Raw genomic sequence first — 17,395 nt, 5'->3', positions numbered from 1 at the left:
CTTTGAATACTTACGCTAATTCAATACAAAAACAGATTGAGTTCAGTTCGATGTACTGTTAGTTTGAAAACATGAAAATACACGTTAGCCCTTCATCAACAACCTTCTTTTGGTGGCGCTCTAAATAGAGCGGCACGGAATACTCACATTCTTAAGCTGCTGGATGGTAGCTAAGAGTGTTTGATCTTTTTATCTCCAGTAGCGATCTATTAAATACTTGGAGATAAATATGAACACCATTCAAAGTACATCACAGCGTGAAATTATCCTGACCGGCGATCGAGCGACAGGTCCGTTACACCTCGGGCACTATATTGGTTCATTGCAACAACGAGTCAAATTGCAAACGGAGCATGAGCAAACGATCTTAGTCGCAGACATGCAAGGGTTGACGGATAACGCCCACAATCCATCAAAGGTATCCTCCAATATTCTCAATGTCGTTGCGGATTATTTGGCCGTTGGTATCGACCCCACACAAACCACGATCACGTTGCAATCTCAAATACCAGCGTTAGCTGAGTTAACGATGTATTACAGCAATCTTGTCTCTATTGCGCGTTTAGAGCGTAATCCCACGGTTAAAAATGAGATACAGAGTAAAGGCTTTGAACGCTCTATTCCTGCTGGCTTTTTAACGTATCCAATTTCTCAAGCTGCCGATATTACGGGGTTTCACGCGACGTTGGTTCCGGTAGGTGATGACCAACTGCCGATGTTGGAGCAAACTAATGAAATCGTAAGAAAAATAAACCACCTGGGTGGAAAAGAGGTTCTTAGAGAATGCCGTCCATTACTTAGTGATGCCCCTCGGTTGCCGAGTACCGACGGTAAAAATAAGATGTCTAAAAGCATGGGGAACGCAATCAACCTAGGAGCTTCTGAAAAGGAGATTTCTGTGGCAGTGAAATCTATGTATACCGATCCCAATCATCTGAAAATTGAGGACCCTGGCCAAGTCGAAGGTAATATTGTATTTACCTACCTCGATGCCTTTCACCCTGATAAAGATTACGTCGAACAGCTAAAAGAGCATTATCGACGAGGTGGGTTAGGTGATGGTTTGACCAAGAAAGTGTTAGAAGAATGCCTACAAGAGATGCTTCGACCTATTCGAGAAAAGCGCACTATGTATTTGAATGATAAAGCACAGCTGATTGATATTTTAAAACAAGGTAGTCAGCGTTCTCGTGAGAAAACTGAACAAGTGCTATTTGATGTGAAAGATGTATTTGGTTTGAATTTGTTCTGAATTAAAAGTAGAGAGTTGAACATAAGGCACGACGGCTTATTAGCAACGTGCCTTTTTTTAGCTCCCAGTCAGTCAAAGCTGATTGTTAAGAAGAAAAAAATTCGCGACGAAAATCCGCTACTTCTTGTTGGTAATAGCTTTGCCATTCCGGTTCTGACAAATTCGAATGGCTTGTGGTTCTTTCTTTTCTGAGTCTGGACTCAAGTTGTTGCAATGCTTGTTGGTAATCTCTGGCTTGCTCTTTTTGCTCGGTAATTTGTTGCTGACGAGCGTGAATCTCTTCGCTTTCGTCCTTCGTTAAGTAAGTTCTTTGCAGCTCAGCGATGATAGTTTGGCGATCTGGAAAGCTCATGCTATTGGGTATCAGGGCGACTGCACGCTCATATTTTGCTTGGTCGTTTGTAAGCCCGATAGCCTCTGCATTTTCTTGCCAGTCTATGATGAGTTGCTCGAAAGCTTGCAAAAAGCTTTCTGGACTTTGCGTGTTGAGCTGTTGGGCCTCTAAATTGAAATCGTATAGGGCGAACTCATCCGCGAAAATAACATCAGCCAACTCTCCCCAAATGCCTCTCGCCTCGGCTTTCAGTTGTGCAATACGTGAGGCTAGTGGTTGTTGCTCATCAAACAACAAATTACCCACACTTTCTTGCCATTGACTGTTGAGTTGATGGTAGCTCGCCAAAAGTTGAAATCGTGCTGAAGATAAATAAGGCTCGAGCAAGGCTAACTGTTCCTCACAGTCGCGGTTCGACATGCACTCATGCCAAAATGACTCAAGCTCTGCGACGAGTTCTCTCCCTTTGAGCAGAGTTAGTCTCTCAGTCGTTATTTGAGTCGCAGAAGGGAGCTCTGCGGTCTGTGGTGAAGCATCTGCACTGGGAGCGATATTGCTTGTTTTTAGTGATGTACTAGGGCCGTTCTTATTTTTTGCCTTTGGAGCAGAAGCGGACACGGCCGCTTCTTGCTGCCCATCTTGACTGAAAGTTAAAAACATCATGCCCGCCATAATGGCGGACATGATTATCAACGCGATTTTCTTCATGGCTTGATTGTTGCGCTAACTGGGAAATGGTCAGAAAGATTGTAGTGTTTCCATAAACTCTCTGCGGTTGTACGCGGCACGTCTACACGGTTGTCATTGAATGATTTCACCCCGTATTCACTACTCACCATAACATAGTCAAGGTATTCCACGTTTTCGCCGCCTGATAACGCTTCACCTGCGAAGTTATTGATGCGGGGATCAAAGGTTGACTCCGTGTATCCAGAATACTGAGGTTCGATGGCGCTTAAGTTAGCGATCATTTGTTGGTAGTCACCAGGGAACTTTCTTTTGTTTACGTTAAAGTCGCCGCTGTATACCACAGTTTCGCTTGAAGGAATGTTGAGAGATTTAGCGAGTGCGCGGATTTGTTTGAACTGGCGCTGACGATACTCGCGAGCGGTGTCTGTATCGAAAGATGCGGTATGGGTAGCAAATACATGGTAAGCCTGACCACCTTTAATAATTTCCGCATAATTCACGCCTTTGTCGGCAAAGCAGTCTGTGCCAGAGCAGTCGGGGAAGACATATTGCGCTTCATTCACGATAGGATAGCGACTGACAATGATCACCCCACCATCATGAATATTAACGCCTTCTTTATCTAACATTTTAGTTTGGTACGGATATTCCTTAGCTAACTCACGTAGGAATGCTTCACGACCGCTTGCAAACACTTCTTGCAGCGCTAATACATCATAACCTTTGACGTGTTGAGGAATCAGTTCGTAACGATCACCGATGTGCGAGGCAATAGCCGTAAGAGCCCAGATGTTGTATGTCATCAACTTAAGGTTTTGTTCTTCGTTATCGACAGATTCATTTACTTTGCTTGGCGTGATCGTGTAATAAAGATCGTCGTATCGAGCGGTACTGTCTGACTTAAATGCCAGTTCGGTTTCTCGGATGCCAAAAGCGTTAGTGTTGGCACGATGAATATTACGATCATCTTTAAGAGATAAATCGACATCGGCCGCCGATAAGCCATATTCAATGGTTGAATTATACCAATGACCTTCCATGACCTGATTGAGTGTTATGCTTTCACCTTTAGGGCTAGAAACCACAGTTTCAAAACGGTAAGTTTGGTTTGATTTCACGCCTTCCCAACGATTGAAGCTCAATACAGGTTTGGTTTCCCACGGACCAAGTACTTGTACATGTTGCTGCCACTCTTCTCCGTATTGAAGTAAATCACTGCCTTCGTGCTTTACTTGAATAGTTAAAGGCTGATCAGAGTTATTGGTTAGATAAACATCTGTATCTGCAATGCTTGGCAATGCCACCAAGCCACTTAATAAAAGACCCCACTGCGATAATTTCATCTTATTTTTCCATCATTTGAACTAGAGCAATCATTCTTGTTTATAAATATTACTTGCACGTTAAATATGGATGACATCGAAGCCAGTACTGAAAATTGTTATCAGAATGTGATCTTTATTCAATGGTGCGGAGTCGGGGTAGAGAGTTACTGGCTGCTTAAGCGGCTGTAAATAATAGCGATGGTTAACGAATCGTACTCACTGCAATCAAGTTGTCATCTTCGCTCTATAAGTTGTGCGGCGTCATTCATCCAGCCACATGGCTAGAACTTAAATTGATAGATGGAGCACCATGGCTAGAGCAGTAAATCCAATCGATGAAACCATCATTAAATTACTACAAGACCAAGGTTTGATTAGAAGCGAAGCAGAAGCTCGTTTAAAGAAAGAGGTATACCGCTTGCAGCCTAATGAGATTGAAAAAGTCAAAAATTATGCCCAGCACTTTGGCATCAACGCTAAAGAAAAACTCATCGATGAGATCTTAGAGTTGCGCCGGGAAGCGCTCATAAAAAAATGTAGACACAATACGGAGCATGCGAGCCTATCTCTAAAATAGCACGTGATAAAAATATCAATTACTGGTCAAGATTTGATCTCTCAGGCCGATGTATATAAGAGCGATCAATGATATCGAGCGCAAAAAACAGTGTGTTTTAGAGGTTAAGCTTTCACTTAAGTGAGAGGTTTGGAAAGGCTGCAGGGAGAAAGTGCATGCGTATTAAAGACTTAAGTGTCGTAAAGAAAATATCGGTTAGTTATTTAACCGTTTTTGCCGTGTTTGGTTTAGTGTCAGTAATGTTGGTACAAGGTTTGTTAACACTGAATAAAGACATCTCAGTGCTAACAGATAAAAGCTTACCTTCTGTTGCGATTTTGAAAGGTATCCAAGTTGATATTACTAAAGTGCGCAAAGATGAGTTCTCTTTATTGCCAAACGCAAATCATCCCAAAATTGGTGAGTGGTTAAAAGGCCTCGACCAATGGCGTTCTGATGTGCAGGCTGGTATTGCAGAATACGAAAAGCTCGACCTTAATCAGCGTGAAACGCAGTCTTTTAACGTTTTTAAAGAAACCTGGAATCAATACATCAAAGAAACGAAGACTTACAACGCACTGCTAAGCCAAGGTGATGCTGAAAGTGCAAATGATGTGATTTTATCGAGTTTCGATACTTACTCAAAAGCGTTGAGCAGCTTGGATGATACCCTCGCGTTGAACGATGAGTTGGTGAATTTGATTGGCGAAGAAGTACAAAATGAAGCGGCATTTACACAATACAGCGCTGCTGTTGGTGCGCTTGTCGTCGCATTGGTCATGGTAATGTCTGCCATGTTGCTTTCTCGAGTCATTTGCGGGCCTGTTGATCGAGCATTGGAATTCGCTTCCAAAATCGCCAAGGGTCAATTGAATAATCAAATCGACGAAAGCGAATTGAGCAAAGACGAGTTAGGAACGCTGCTCAAAGAGCTTGTCGGTATGCAAACAAACTTACATTCGCTGGTTTCTGAGATTAATGACTCAACGATTCAGCTAACGGCAGCAGTAGAGGAAGTGAGTGCTATTTCTTCTCAGACCGCTTCTGGTATGCAAAATCAACAAATTGAACTTAGCTCGGTGGCTTCTGCGATGACAGAAATGCAAGCTGCTGTAAGTGAAGTGGCACAAAATACTGAAGTTGGCGCGACCTCTGCTTACTCGGCAACGGAAGTGGCTAAACAAGGAACGGCGACGTTACAACAAACTATCGCAGTAATTGAGCGTGTATCACATACGATCCAAGAGTCAGATGAACTGGCACGTGAGCTTGAATCGAGCTCAAACAATATCAATGTGGTCGTAGATGTGATCCGCGGGATTGCGGAGCAAACAAACTTGTTAGCACTGAACGCCGCAATTGAAGCCGCTCGGGCCGGTGAACAAGGACGTGGGTTTGCTGTTGTGGCAGATGAGGTTCGTTCTCTGGCGCAACGCACTCAAGACTCCACTTCACAAATTGTGGAAATTGTTAATCAACTACAAGAGAGCAGCAGCAAAATAGGGCATTCAAGCCGTGATTGTCAGGAGGGCATTTCTCAGTGTGTTGAGCAAGTCAATGACGCTGATAGCCAGATAAAAGAAATTGAACATTCTGTCGATAACATAGCGCAAATGAGCACACAAATCGCAACGGCGTGCAGCGAGCAGAATTCAGTATCCGAAGAGCTGAATCGCAGTGTGGAGCATATTAATAGTGCCTCAACAGAGATGGCTGAGGGAGCTTCGCAAACGGCTGTAGCTTGCCAGCAGATCAGTAGCCTAGCGCACAACTTGAAAACTCGAATGGGTTCATTCCAGCTCTAGTTGTTGTGTTTCAGCTTTATTCCTAACCTCATTGCTACAAAAAATAAGCCGGACGAAATGTCCGGCTTATTTATTCTCTGTCTATATAAATAAGTTCAGAGCATGCTCAATCTTGGGAGAATATGCTCGCTAGGCTGGAATACCACTATGGAACTTAAAATCTGTATCTGGCGTAGAAATTAAATCCGCCTCAACTCGGCCAAAATAGGCTATGCGTTCGCTGATGTCTTTGCCCGCGATTTGCTCTGCCAATACAAGATAATCTTGATAGTGGCGTGCTTCTGAGCGCAGTAAAGAAACGTAGAATTTTGCGATATCGTCATCCATATGTGGTGCTAGTTTGGCAAAACGCTCACAAGATCGGGCTTCTATGTAGGCACCAATGATGAGTTTATCGATCAGCGTTTCCGGTTCATGAGTCTTCATATGCGAAATGAGCCCTTTAGCATAGCGACTTGCTGGAATATTTTTATACTCAATTCCACGACTTTCCATGATCTCTAAAACTTGATAAAAGTGGTGTAACTCCTCTTTAATCAAAAGCACCATTTTATCGATCAAATCTTGGCTGTACGGTGAGTTTGACTTAGCCATGATCGCTTTGGAAATATTGCTCTTACCTTTTAAAGTTTCTAGTGAGCCTACATTGCGATAAGCAAAGTCTTCATAGGGTTTAAACCAGTCAAGCAGAGCATGTGAACTGGATTGGTCAACGGCATACTTACGAATTAAAAACATCGCAGATTGGCCAGCTTTTAGCTCACACAGTAGGTGGTCTAATAAAATGGTTTGAAGGTTTTCTGGTTTCTTTGCTTCCTCTACCCATTCATCAGGTGTGCTGCATTGCAGAAATTGGTTAATGGGAGCAAGAAGATCTTGATAGGCGTCTAGATTCATCATTTTAGTTTTAGTACTTCACATTCTAATTGGGCATATCCGCTATCTTACGGATAGAAAAAAGGCTGCGATTGCAGCCTTTATTGACCTTAAGTGAATGTTACCACTTTTTCTTCTCGCCGAAGAGTGCTTCCATGTCATTGTCGCGCTCTTTATCGGCGATCTGCTGCATTTCAGCATCACTTTTATCTTGGCGTTTTTTATCTAGGTCGCCCAACATGTCTTCAAGCTTCTGTTTCGCTTGAATAGAGTAGGGATCGCTCTTTGTACTCAATGCATCGATACCTTTGCGTAGCAGTTGAAGTGCTGTACCAGGTTGACCTCGAGCGATTGAGTCGTTTGCTCTTTTAATGACGTTTTCGATGTTGATACGAATCTGCATCGTTTCTAAACGCGCATTTTCAGCGACGTAAGTCTGGGTGTCGATACGGCCTTTATTGTGTTCGTTACGGATAGTATCGCGGAGGCGTTTCACCAACTTAAGCATGACGATGGCTTGTTTATCACTGCTCGGCATTTTGAACGTGGTACTCTCGCCAGTGGGACCATTCTCTTTCAGTTGCTCAATCTGTTGCTTCATGTTTTCGATACGTTGAGCAAGCTGCTTATTCTTCGGGTCAAGCTCATGCATGCTTTCTAGCGCGTCAAGAATACGATTGTTTAGACATAGCAACAGCTCCTTGCTAAAAGGGATATGGTGCGCATGACCAATCAACTCTTCAGTGCCATCAATCAAGGCAACATAGCGTGCGGACTCCTGTCTTTTCGCAGTCTCTACCTTGACCTTATACTGCAACATAATGTTATAGCCTAGGATCAACACCAGTAGGATGGCTACCAAAGCGATTATTAAACCAATATTCATATCTTTGCGTCTGCTTTACTTTTCTACGGCTAGCGTTAAAGAATACATGAATCTTATCTTACTCGGCACCCTATTTGTTTGATTATTTTGTCTCTCCCACGTTTTAGCTACTGATAGAAGTCACATCATAGAACTTCAGTCATTTATTGGCTCAACTTTGTGCATATTGTTTCTATGTTGAGGATTATCAGTATGTGATTGAGGTATAAGTTAGAAATTACTGTTCATTTCGATTTGAACGCGTTATAACTAATTATTATATCGCTCGTCCGAGTGGCCAATAAATTATCTCATGAACAAGTAAGGGATTACGATGAAACTGCAGCAGCTGAAGTATATTGTTGAGGTTGTAAACCATAATCTGAATGTATCCGCGACGGCAGAAAGCTTGTATACCTCTCAGCCAGGTATCAGTAAGCAGGTTCGGTTGCTGGAAGATGAGTTAGGCATTCAGATTTTTGAACGTAGCGGTAAGCACTTAACACAGGTGACACCTGCTGGTGAAGAAATTGTACGTATTTCCCAAGAGATTCTGGCTCGTGTAGAAAGTATCAAAGCTGTAGCAGGGGAGCACACCCACCCAGAAATGGGGACACTGAATATCACTACGACACATACGCAAGCGCGTTATGCTTTGCCGGATGTCATCAAAGGTTTCACTTCTCGCTACCCAAAAGTGTCATTACACATGCATCAAGGTACGCCGTCACAAATGTCTGAGGCGATTGCCAAAGGTACGGCGAACTTTGCGATTGCGACAGAAGCGCTTCACTTATATCAAGATGCCATCATGCTGCCTTGTTATCATTGGAACCGTTCAATTGTCGTGCCCAAAGATCATCCATTAGCGAAGAAAGACAAAGTAACGATCAGCGATCTTGCCGCTTATCCATTGGTCACTTATGTGTTTGGTTTTACGGGCCGTTCAGAGTTAGATACCGCATTTAATCGTGAAGGTTTAACCCCGAGAGTAGTATTCACTGCAACTGATGCGGATGTTATTAAAACGTATGTTCGCATGGGTATTGGTGTCGGCGTAATTGCTAGCATGGCTGTGGATGAAGAGCAGGACAGCGATTTAGCCGCAATAGATGCGAGCCATTTATTTGGGGCTAGTACGACAAGTATTGGCTTCCGTCGCGGCACATTCCTGCGCTCATACATGTTCGATTTTATGGAACGCTTTGCTCCTCATTTAACTCGCCCAGTGGTAGAGCAGGCGATTTCGTTGAAATCTAATGCAGAAATCGAAGAGATGTTTAAAGACATCGAGCTCCCGGTGAGATAACACTTCATTGATGTTTCGATTCCCTCTACAATGCGCTCGTTGTAGGGGGAGTTATGAAAACGCAATTTCAATTTATTAATGACTGCTTATTGGAAAACGAATCGCTATGGCGGTTTGAACCATTTAAAAGTAGCATCCACACCTCATTACCTTGGCAAGAGCAACACCCTCAGTTGTGCCAGTGGTTAGTGTCTCTTTCTCCCTCTCAAATCGAAGAGTATAAAGCGGAACCTGAACTCGCCTTAAAAGCGATAAGCGCGTTCGTGCCTCAACTCGAACAACTCGCTTATCACACGCGTTTAGAGTCTTTAACCTTAAATGGTTTGGCACTCGCTCGTGGTTTAGACAACGGCATTCCCGGACGTAAGCTGGAGCAAATCAGCTCGATGGGTGAAGCTGCAATTCAACAACACTGTGGCGAAGAATGGTTAGAGTGGTGTGCAGGGAAAGGTTATTTAGGACGAATCCTGGCAACACAAACCGATCAGCCTGTGACCAGTTTCGAATATCAACAAGTACTGTGTGATTCGGGGCAACAAGCTGCGAATGAACACCATTGGAAAATGGCGTTTATTCAAGGTGACGCGTTCGATGGCAAAGCAAAAGCGGTATTCAAGCCAACGCAACACGCGGTGGCACTGCATGCGTGTGGTGATCTCCATGTTCGTCTAATGCAGTACGGCAGTGAGAATGGGATTGCTGCGATGACCATCTCACCTTGTTGTTATCACTTGATTCAGTCGGAACAATACCAGCCGATGTCGAAACCGGGGAGGGTTTCTTCTCTCTCATTGTCTAAGCAAGAACTGCGTATCCCGTTACAGCAAACGGTGACAGGGGGGGAGCGTGTACGTCGCCATCGTCAGCAGGAAATGGTGTTTCGTCTTGGCTTCGATTTGATTACTCGACGAGTGTTAGGCATGGCAGAATATCAACCTGTCCCCAGTATTCGTAAGTCGCAATTAAGTGAAGGCTTTGAATCTTTGTGTCGCTGGGCGGCGGAGCAGAAAGGTATCGTTCTTTCTCAAGAAATCGATTTCGATCATTTTGAAAAGTTAAGCGAACAACGCTTTTGGCAAATGGAGAGAATGAGCTTAGTGCAACTGGTTTTTCAACGTCCATTGGAGATCTGGCTCGCATTGGACAAAGCACTTTATCTTGAAGAACGTGGTTATCGTGTTAGATTGTCAGAGTTTTGCCCTAAATCAGTTACACCTAGAAATATTTTAATTTGCTCATATAAGAATTAGTTATTTTTTATAGCTAAACGCTCTATATGAAAAAGCCCACTTATGCGTGGGCTTTTGTAAACAAAACGTGACAAATTGTGTTTTATTTTGTCATTAATTGAACATAGCGATAGCTTGAGTTGGTTCAACGTATTCCAAGTCAAAGCTTTCTGCTACTTCTTTACATGTTACTTTTCCGTGAATAACGTTTAGACCTTCAAGGAAGCCTTTGTCTTCTAGAAGTGCCTCACGGTAGCCTTTGTTTGCGAGTTTCACAATGTAAGGGAGTGTTGCATTGTTCAATGCGAAAGTTGAAGTACGTGCAACCGCACCAGGCATATTTGCTACGCAGTAGTGAACCACTTCATCCACGATGTAAGTTGGATCTGCGTGGGTTGTTGCGTGAGATGTCTCGAAACAGCCACCTTGGTCAATAGCCACGTCAACCACTGCCGCACCAGGTTTCATCTTAGCAATGTGCTCTTTTGTTACCAGCTTAGGTGCTGCTGCTCCAGGAATTAGAACGGCACCGATAACAAGGTCAGCTTCTAGAACATGCTTCTCGATAGCGTCTTCAGTAGAATAAACCACTTTAGCGCGACCTTGGAATTCTTCGTCAAGCTTACGAAGTGTATCTACGTTACGGTCTAGAATGGTTACGTCAGCGCGAAGGCCAACAGCCATACGAGCTGCGTTTGCACCAACAACACCACCACCAACGATGACGACTTTCGCTGGCTCAACACCAGGAACGCCACCTAGAAGTAAACCACGACCCCCGTGTGATTTTTCTAGAGTTTGGGCACCAGCTTGGATAGACATACGACCTGCCACTTCTGACATTGGTGCTAACAGTGGCAAACGACCCATATTATCTGTTACAGTCTCATAGGCTATACAGACAGCTTTGCTCTTGATTAGCTCATCAGTTTGTGGAAAATCTGGTGCTAGGTGTAAATAAGTAAATAAAATTTGCCCTTCGCGGAGCATTGCTCTCTCTACTGCTTGGGGTTCTTTTACTTTTACAATCATGTCTGCTTGCGCGAATACGTCTGCAGCATGAGGGAGAATGGATGCGCCGACAGCGATGTAATCATCGTCTGAAAAACCAATGCCGGCACCTGCATTGGTCTCAACTAAAACTTGGTGACCATGTGAGATGAGTTCTCTCACGCTTGCTGGGATCATACCAACACGATATTCGTGGTTCTTGATTTCCTTAGGTACGCCAATGATCATCCTGTATCCTCTTTCTATAATGGTTGTATTAACTGTTTGTAGGGTGTTATTGTCGAATTAATAACTAGTATAGTTATAGATTTGTAAAATTTGGCACCAAATATTAAAAAGTTGTAGTATATTTTTTTGCAAGGAAGTAATAAGGTGGAATAAAAAATGGCAGACAACTATAAAAAGCCGTCCAAGGAACTAGACCGTATCGACCGCAACATTCTTAATGAACTGCAGAAAGACGGTCGTATTTCAAACGTTGAGCTTTCAAAACGTGTGGGACTTTCTCCAACGCCATGTTTGGAGCGTGTACGTCGCTTAGAGCGTCAGGGTTACATCACAGGATACACTGCATTATTGAATCCGCAGTTCCTGGATGCGTCACTATTAGTATTCGTTGAGATTACATTAAACCGTGGTGCGCCGGATGTATTTGAGCAGTTTAACTCAGCTGTTCAAAAGCTAGACGACATACAAGAGTGTCATCTTGTATCAGGTGACTTTGACTATCTTCTTAAAACCCGTGTATCAGATATGGGTGCTTACCGCCGACTATTGGGCGATACGTTACTACGTCTACCTGGCGTAAATGACACTCGCACATACGTTGTAATGGAAGAAGTGAAACAATCTAACCAGCTTGTGATCAAAACTCGTTAATTTCTTGCAAAGAAAGCGGTATATGCTTCCGCTTTCGCCAGAGAGTAATTGGGTTTTTCTCTTTGATATGGTTAAATCAATTTACCGAGCGGCTTGATGCCGCTCGGAATGTTTTGCAATTTCCTATTTCATTTCCATATTCAAGTTGATTTATGTTCAAAGAGAACGCAAAGAAAGTCGAAACCATTATCAAAACCAGTGAAGAGCCCCAGTCTTCACGCTTAAATGGCTTCCAACGCTTAAAAGAGTGCTGCTTTATCGTTGGCGTTCTTAGCTCGGTATTGCTTGCGGTTGCACTATTTACCTTCAGTCCGGCCGATCCTTCTTGGTCCCAAACCGCATGGGGAGGGGAGATCGACAATGCTGGTGGCCTTTTCGGCGCTTGGCTTGCGGACACACTATTCTTCACATTTGGCTCTCTCGCTTATCCAATCCCTTTCTTGCTAGCTGCGGCTGCATGGGTGATTTGCCGTAAACGAGGAGAAGATGAGCCAATTGATTTCATGTTATGGGGTACGAGGTTACTCGGCCTTGTCGTCCTTATAATGACTAGCTGTGGTCTAGCCGATATTAATTTTGATGATATTTGGTATTTCTCGTCCGGTGGTGTCGTCGGAGATGTGTTGTCTAGCCTAGCTTTACCTACATTGAATGTACTTGGCACGACATTGGTACTGCTGTTCTTATGGGGAGCGGGTTTTACTCTCTTTACTGGCATCTCATGGCTTAACATCGTTGAGTGGCTTGGAGATCGTGCATTAGCGCTAATTGCGGCGCTTGCAAATAAGATAAGAGGCTCTGAGCAAGAAGTTTTAGAACCTCAGCTAGATGAGTTCGTGGAAGATAAAGTCTCTAAGCCTAGACATAACGTAGACCATGACATTGATGATGAGCCGCTTCCTCATTTAACGGCGTTCGATGTCGATGAGCCGAAAGAATCGGCGCCTGCGCATGAATATCCTATTTATATGCCTCAAGCTAAACCTGAGAAGCCAGCGGAACAAATGATGGTGGAACCGACGCCGCCACAACACAAGGCTACGGTTAATGCTGCGCCAGTTTATGCTCAACCTGAGCACCAAACGCAACCTGTCCATGCGGTGAATACTGATAACGTTGATCCGCTTCTGGAGCGTACCAAGCAGCTGAATGTCACGATAGAAGAGCTTGAAGCTGCAGCGCAACAAGCAGATGACTGGGGAACTGAAGAACAGGCAGCCCCATCATTTGCAGACACTTACTCTTCCTATGTAGAGCAACATACAGCTACAGAAGAACCGATCAGTGTTGAACCAGATTATGCGGAGTACGAACAATTTGAAGCAGAGCAAGTACAGCAGCCAAGTATTGAGCATCCTGTGCATGAAGAGCCTGTAATTGATTCCGCTGCGCTAGATAGCATCACGGAGCAAACAGAATCGAGTCAACACATTGAACCTACGATCTCTGATTTTGACGTGTTAGACGATGAAGACGAAGTGGAGTCACAGTCTGTACAACAAGTACAGCCAGCTCCAACAACACCTCATCAGCAAGTGGCAACACCTTCAACAACATTTGAACCTGCACTTCAAAAAGCGGAGGTTGAAGAGGTTCAAGACGGCGACGAAGATGTAGCGGCATTCCAAGACATGGTTTCTAGTGCGCAAGCCAAAGTAGCAGCGACACAGAACCCATTTTTGGTACAGAAAGAAGAAAACCTGCCTGTTCCGGAAGAGCCACTTCCAACGCTCGAGTTGCTTTACCATCCAGAAAAACGCGAAAACTTTATCGACCGTGATGCGCTAGAGCAGGTCGCTCGATTGGTTGAGAGCAAGCTAGCGGACTACAAAATCAAAGCCGACGTGGTGGGGATTTATCCTGGTCCAGTGATCACTCGCTTCGAGCTTGATTTGGCGCCGGGGGTAAAGGTAAGCCGTATTTCTGGTCTTTCAACTGACTTAGCGCGTGCATTGTCTGCAATGGCTGTACGTGTTGTAGAAGTAATTCCTGGCAAGCCTTACATCGGTTTGGAACTGCCAAACATGAGTCGTCAGACGGTCTATTTATCTGATGTAATCAGTAGTCCTCAGTTTGAGCAAGCAACGTCACCAACAACGGTTGTGTTAGGTCAAGACATTGCGGGCGAAGCTGTTGTGGCTGATCTCGCGAAGATGCCTCACGTGCTAGTAGCAGGTACAACCGGTTCTGGTAAGTCGGTGGGTGTGAACGTGATGATTTTGAGCATGCTGTATAAAGCTGGCCCAGAAGATGTACGCTTCATCATGATTGACCCGAAAATGCTAGAGCTTTCTATTTACGAAGGTATCCCTCATCTTCTTTCTGAAGTTGTGACTGATATGAAAGACGCATCAAACGCTCTACGTTGGTGTGTGGGTGAGATGGAACGTCGTTATAAATTGATGTCGGCATTGGGCGTTCGTAATGTGAAAGGCTTTAACGAGAAGTTGAAGATGGCAGCAGAAGCAGGTCACCCAATTCATGATCCATTCTGGCAAGAAGGCGACAGTATGGATACGGAACCGCCATTGTTAGAAAAACTGCCTTACATCGTTGTTGTTGTCGATGAATTTGCTGACCTGATGATGGTGGTGGGTAAGAAGGTAGAAGAACTGATTGCACGCTTGGCACAAAAGGCGCGTGCGGCAGGTATTCATTTAATTCTTGCGACTCAGCGTCCATCGGTGGATGTTATCACTGGTCTGATTAAAGCGAATATTCCAACTCGTGTTGCGTTTACGGTATCGACTAAAACAGACTCCCGTACGATTCTAGACCAAGGTGGTGCAGAATCACTGCTTGGTATGGGTGATATGTTGTATCTACCGCCGGGCTCAAGTCATACAACTCGTGTCCACGGTGCATTTGCATCAGATGATGATGTTCACGCTGTTGTAAACAACTGGAAAGCGCGTGGTAAACCGAACTACATTGAAGAGATCATCAGTGGAGATCAAAGTCCAGAAAGCTTATTGCCAGGCGAGCAAATGGAAGCGGATGAAGATGTAGACCCACTCTTCGATCAAGTCGTTGAGCACGTGGTTCAATCACGTCGAGGTTCGGTTTCCGGTGTTCAGCGCCGATTTAAGATCGGTTACAACCGTGCCGCCCGTATTGTTGAGCAACTCGAAGCACAAGGTATCGTGAGTGCACCGGGTCACAACGGTAACCGCGAAGTTTTGGCTCCTGCGCCACCAAAAGATTAATGAACTTGTGTTACTCACCTCAGTCCAACAGAGGTGAGTAACTTTAGGTCTTTGACCCTCTGATAGGTATCTGAATGAAAAAACGATTTTCAGCGAAATTTTTCTCAGCGCTAGTTTTAAGCGTTTCTTTCTTCTCAGCTGCGAATGCAGCATCTCCCAAAGATGAACTCAATAAACGTCTCGCAATGAACGAAGGTTTCAGTGCCGATTTCTCCCAGCAAGTGATCAGCCCTGAAGGTGAAACGGTAATGGAAGGTGAGGGCACGGTTGAAATCGCTCGTCCAAGTTTGTTCCGTTGGAGTACGACTTTCCCTGATGAAAACCTTTTAGTATCTGACGGTAAGACGTTGTGGTATTACAGCCCATTCATTGAACAAGTAAGCATTTACTGGCAAGAGCAAGCGACCGAGCAAACACCATTTGTGCTGTTAACTCGCAATAGAGCAAGCGATTGGGATAACTATAAGATTTCTCAGAAAGGTAATGAGTTTACGCTCATTCCAACGGCAATTGACTCTACTCAAGGCCAATTCCAGATTAATATTGATGCAAAAGGCGTAGTGAAAGGCTTTAACGTCATTGAGCAAGATGGTCAGAAAGGGCTGTTTACTTTTAGTAATGTTAAGCTTGGTAAACCAAAGGTAGACAGATTTACATTCACAATTCCAGATGGCGTGGAAGTGGATGACCAAAGGAATTAATTGTTAGTGAGTAATTACACGTTAGATTTCTCAGGGGACGAAGATTTTCGTCCCCTTGCTGCTCGTATGAGACCACAAACTATCGAACAGTATATTGGACAGCAGCATATTTTAGGTCCGGGTAAACCCCTACGCCGAGCGCTAGAGGCCGGACACATTCACTCGATGATTTTGTGGGGACCACCTGGCACAGGTAAAACGACATTAGCGGAAGTGGCAGCAAACTATGCCAACGCCGAAGTTGAGCGTGTATCTGCGGTGACGTCTGGCGTTAAAGAGATCCGGGCTGCGATCGACAAAGCGCGTGAGAACAAAATGGCAGGTCGCCGCACTATCTTATTCGTGGATGAGGTGCATCGCTTTAACAAATCGCAGCAAGATGCGTTTTTACCGCATATTGAAGACGGTACGGTTACGTTTATCGGTGCGACCACAGAGAACCCTTCGTTTGAGTTAAACAACGCATTACTCTCGCGTGCTCGCGTTTACAAGTTGACTTCTCTTGACCAGAGCGAAATATCGCTGGCGCTTGATCAAGCGATTAACGACAAAGAGCGCGGCTTGGGTAATACACCAGCAAATTTCGCCGACAACGTTCTAGATCGCTTAGCAGAGCTAGTGAACGGTGATGCTCGCATGTCTCTTAACTACCTTGAGCTGCTATACGATATGGCAGAAGACAATGCGCAAGGTGAAAAAGAAATCACGCTTAAGTTGCTTGCGGAAGTGGCGGGAGAAAAGGTCTCTCGCTTTGATAACAAAGGTGATATCTGGTACGACTTAATCTCTGCGGTTCACAAATCTATTCGTGGATCAAACCCAGATGCCGCTTTGTATTGGGCTGCTCGTATGATAGCTGCAGGTTGTGATCCACTTTACATTGCCCGTCGATTACTTGCGATAGCATCGGAAGATGTCGGCAATGCGGACCCTAGAGCCATGCAAGTTGCACTCTCCGCGTGGGACTGTTTTACACGCGTTGGTCCAGCAGAAGGTGAGCGTGCGATTGCTCAAGCAATTGTTTATCTCGCGTGCGCTCCAAAGAGTAATGCCGTTTATGTTGCTTGGAAACAAGCGCTCACTGACGCACATAACTTGCCTGAATATGAAGTGCCGCATCACTTGCGTAATGCACCCACCAGTCTGATGAAAGACATGGGCTATGGCGTAGAATATCGATATGCTCACGACGAGCCGGGTGCTTATGCAGCGGGTGAGCAATATTTGCCACCAGAAATGGCGGATCGTAAGTATTATCAGCCAACAAATCGCGGTCTAGAAACCAAAATCGGCGAAAAGTTAGATTACTTGGCTAAATTAGACGCAAATAGCCAACAAAAGCGCTATGAAAAGTAGG

General features: G+C 44.5%; 14 protein-coding genes. 9 read left to right on the top strand and 5 right to left on the bottom strand.

What is annotated here, in order from left to right; all coding sequences use genetic code 11:
* The first annotated feature begins 229 nt into the window (after positions 1-229).
* Positions 230-1,252, top strand: a complete 1,023-nt coding sequence (trpS, locus tag R2S67_RS07505; RefSeq protein WP_317343021.1) for a tryptophan--tRNA ligase — start codon at positions 230-232, stop codon at positions 1,250-1,252.
* 85 nt (positions 1,253-1,337) lie between these two features.
* Here the strand turns inward: trpS and R2S67_RS07500 are convergent, their stop codons facing one another.
* On the bottom strand, positions 1,338-2,294 hold the full coding sequence (locus R2S67_RS07500) for an ATP-dependent dsDNA exonuclease (protein WP_317343020.1): 957 nt from the start codon (positions 2,292-2,294) through the stop codon (positions 1,338-1,340).
* Entirely contained in the window at positions 2,291-3,619 is a 1,329-nt protein-coding gene (locus R2S67_RS07495; RefSeq protein ID WP_301578217.1) for a sphingomyelin phosphodiesterase, read from the bottom strand. The genes R2S67_RS07500 and R2S67_RS07495 overlap by 4 nt, the downstream gene beginning before the upstream one ends.
* A gap of 292 nt (positions 3,620-3,911) precedes the next feature.
* On the opposite strand from R2S67_RS07495, the gene R2S67_RS07490 reads away from it, so the two are divergent.
* Positions 3,912-4,178: a hypothetical protein gene (locus R2S67_RS07490; protein WP_012841963.1), complete on the top strand. Its 267-nt coding sequence runs from the start codon at positions 3,912-3,914 to the stop codon at positions 4,176-4,178.
* A gap of 155 nt (positions 4,179-4,333) precedes the next feature.
* Positions 4,334-5,962 carry a methyl-accepting chemotaxis protein gene (locus R2S67_RS07485; RefSeq protein WP_005390805.1) on the top strand — a complete coding sequence of 543 codons (1,629 nt, stop codon included), beginning with the start codon at positions 4,334-4,336 and terminating at the stop codon, positions 5,960-5,962.
* A 129-nt stretch (positions 5,963-6,091) separates the two neighbouring features.
* Here the strand turns inward: R2S67_RS07485 and miaE are convergent, their stop codons facing one another.
* Both miaE and R2S67_RS07475 read right to left on the bottom strand, forming a co-directional pair.
* Positions 6,092-6,862 (bottom strand): tRNA isopentenyl-2-thiomethyl-A-37 hydroxylase MiaE, encoded by a 771-nt coding sequence (miaE, locus tag R2S67_RS07480; protein WP_104974277.1) that lies wholly within the window; start codon positions 6,860-6,862, stop codon positions 6,092-6,094.
* Between the two features lie 97 nt (positions 6,863-6,959).
* A complete protein-coding gene (locus R2S67_RS07475) occupies positions 6,960-7,724 on the bottom strand; it encodes a hypothetical protein (protein ID WP_006742886.1) in 765 nt (254 codons plus the stop codon).
* Between the two features lie 313 nt (positions 7,725-8,037).
* Between R2S67_RS07475 and cysB the strand changes: the two genes are divergently transcribed.
* Positions 8,038-9,012 (top strand): HTH-type transcriptional regulator CysB, encoded by a 975-nt coding sequence (gene cysB / locus R2S67_RS07470; RefSeq protein ID WP_317343019.1) that lies wholly within the window; start codon positions 8,038-8,040, stop codon positions 9,010-9,012.
* 53 nt (positions 9,013-9,065) lie between these two features.
* On the top strand, positions 9,066-10,262 hold the full coding sequence (locus tag R2S67_RS07465) for a methyltransferase (protein ID WP_317343018.1): 1,197 nt from the start codon (positions 9,066-9,068) through the stop codon (positions 10,260-10,262).
* 93 nt (positions 10,263-10,355) lie between these two features.
* On the opposite strand, the gene ald is transcribed toward R2S67_RS07465, so the two are convergent.
* Positions 10,356-11,480, bottom strand: coding sequence for an alanine dehydrogenase (gene ald / locus R2S67_RS07460; RefSeq protein WP_005378241.1), 1,125 nt, complete (start codon positions 11,478-11,480; stop codon positions 10,356-10,358).
* Positions 11,481-11,636: 156 nt separating this feature from the next.
* On the opposite strand from ald, the gene lrp reads away from it, so the two are divergent.
* The 4 genes from lrp (at position 11,637) to R2S67_RS07440 (ending at position 17,394) form a co-directional block, all read left to right on the top strand.
* A complete protein-coding gene (gene lrp, locus R2S67_RS07455) occupies positions 11,637-12,131 on the top strand; it encodes a leucine-responsive transcriptional regulator Lrp (RefSeq protein WP_005378234.1) in 495 nt (164 codons plus the stop codon).
* Between the two features lie 152 nt (positions 12,132-12,283).
* Positions 12,284-15,337 carry a DNA translocase FtsK 4TM domain-containing protein gene (locus tag R2S67_RS07450; RefSeq protein ID WP_317343017.1) on the top strand — a complete coding sequence of 1,018 codons (3,054 nt, stop codon included), beginning with the start codon at positions 12,284-12,286 and terminating at the stop codon, positions 15,335-15,337.
* Between the two features lie 74 nt (positions 15,338-15,411).
* Positions 15,412-16,038 (top strand): outer membrane lipoprotein chaperone LolA, encoded by a 627-nt coding sequence (gene lolA / locus R2S67_RS07445; RefSeq protein WP_046874759.1) that lies wholly within the window; start codon positions 15,412-15,414, stop codon positions 16,036-16,038.
* Positions 16,039-17,394 (top strand): replication-associated recombination protein A, encoded by a 1,356-nt coding sequence (locus tag R2S67_RS07440; protein ID WP_317343016.1) that lies wholly within the window; start codon positions 16,039-16,041, stop codon positions 17,392-17,394.
* Position 17,395: the final 1 nt, after the last annotated feature.

The sequence above is a fragment of the Vibrio sp. T13N genome (assembly GCF_032970445.1).
GTDB classification, from domain to species: domain Bacteria; phylum Pseudomonadota; class Gammaproteobacteria; order Enterobacterales; family Vibrionaceae; genus Vibrio; species Vibrio diabolicus.
The sequence above is the reverse complement of the archived record's forward strand: the minus strand, read 5'-3'. Positions and strand labels throughout refer to the sequence as shown.

Coding starts and splice junctions, on each gene's coding strand:
- R2S67_RS07495 (WP_301578217.1), bottom strand. CDS start 3,619: ATGAAATTATCGCAGTGGGGTCTTTTATTAAGTGGCTTGGTGGCATTG.
- R2S67_RS07490 (WP_012841963.1), top strand. CDS start 3,912: ATGGCTAGAGCAGTAAATCCAATCGATGAAACCATCATTAAATTACTA.
- R2S67_RS07450 (WP_317343017.1), top strand. CDS start 12,284: ATGTTCAAAGAGAACGCAAAGAAAGTCGAAACCATTATCAAAACCAGT.
- R2S67_RS07500 (WP_317343020.1), bottom strand. CDS start 2,294: ATGAAGAAAATCGCGTTGATAATCATGTCCGCCATTATGGCGGGCATG.
- R2S67_RS07465 (WP_317343018.1), top strand. CDS start 9,066: ATGAAAACGCAATTTCAATTTATTAATGACTGCTTATTGGAAAACGAA.
- miaE (WP_104974277.1), bottom strand. CDS start 6,862: ATGATGAATCTAGACGCCTATCAAGATCTTCTTGCTCCCATTAACCAA.
- ald (WP_005378241.1), bottom strand. CDS start 11,480: ATGATCATTGGCGTACCTAAGGAAATCAAGAACCACGAATATCGTGTT.
- cysB (WP_317343019.1), top strand. CDS start 8,038: ATGAAACTGCAGCAGCTGAAGTATATTGTTGAGGTTGTAAACCATAAT.
- lolA (WP_046874759.1), top strand. CDS start 15,412: ATGAAAAAACGATTTTCAGCGAAATTTTTCTCAGCGCTAGTTTTAAGC.
- R2S67_RS07475 (WP_006742886.1), bottom strand. CDS start 7,724: ATGAATATTGGTTTAATAATCGCTTTGGTAGCCATCCTACTGGTGTTG.
- trpS (WP_317343021.1), top strand. CDS start 230: ATGAACACCATTCAAAGTACATCACAGCGTGAAATTATCCTGACCGGC.
- lrp (WP_005378234.1), top strand. CDS start 11,637: ATGGCAGACAACTATAAAAAGCCGTCCAAGGAACTAGACCGTATCGAC.
- R2S67_RS07485 (WP_005390805.1), top strand. CDS start 4,334: ATGCGTATTAAAGACTTAAGTGTCGTAAAGAAAATATCGGTTAGTTAT.